Raw genomic sequence first — 630 nt, 5'->3', positions numbered from 1 at the left:
AGATGGGGCTTCGAGCCAAGATCCGCCAGCGCAGGCCATATGTTTCCTACACTGGGACGATCAGCCACATCGCTGACAACACGCTTGACCGCAGGTTCACCCCAGATAGGCCGAATACCGTCTTTGTCAGCGACGTCACCGAGTTCAGGGTCCAAGGCCGCAAGGTCTACCTGTCACCGGTGATGGACTTGTTCGACCGCTCGATCGTTGCCCACACTGTGGCTACATCACCGTCGACAGCGTTGACCACCGATTCTTTGTCCAAGGCGATCACAGCGTGTGCACCTGAACCCGGGTGGATGATGCACACCGATCAAGGATTCCAGTACCAGCATTCCTCGTGGCGCAATCTGATCGGCGACAACGGTGGTGTTCAGTCGATGTCGCGTAAAGCCAACTGCTACGACAACGCGGTCATGGAGAACTTCTTCGGGCACTTGAAAACCGAGATGTACCACGGTGAAGTCTTCGACACGGTCGCAGAGTTCAACCAAGCGATCGACGAGTACATCGGGTGGTACAACACCGAACGCGTCCAACAACGACTCAAGGGCCTGACCCCGATGCAATATCGGAATCAGACCCTTGAACCCCTCACCGCCTAGAATTAAACCAGTCCAACTTTCGGGG

The 630-nt window shown here is 56.0% G+C and carries 1 protein-coding gene; it reads left to right on the top strand.

Features of this window, described 5'->3' with window-relative positions; translation table 11 throughout:
* The coding region (locus HMPREF3097_RS01160; protein ID WP_070760263.1) for an IS3 family transposase at positions 1-605 on the top strand (605 nt) is incomplete at its 5' end.
* Between the last annotated feature and the right edge of the window lie 25 nt (positions 606-630).

This window comes from Corynebacterium sp. HMSC27B11, assembly GCF_001815985.1.
GTDB lineage: Bacteria > Actinomycetota > Actinomycetes > Mycobacteriales > Mycobacteriaceae > Corynebacterium.
This window is presented reverse-complemented; position numbering and strand designations above follow the sequence as displayed.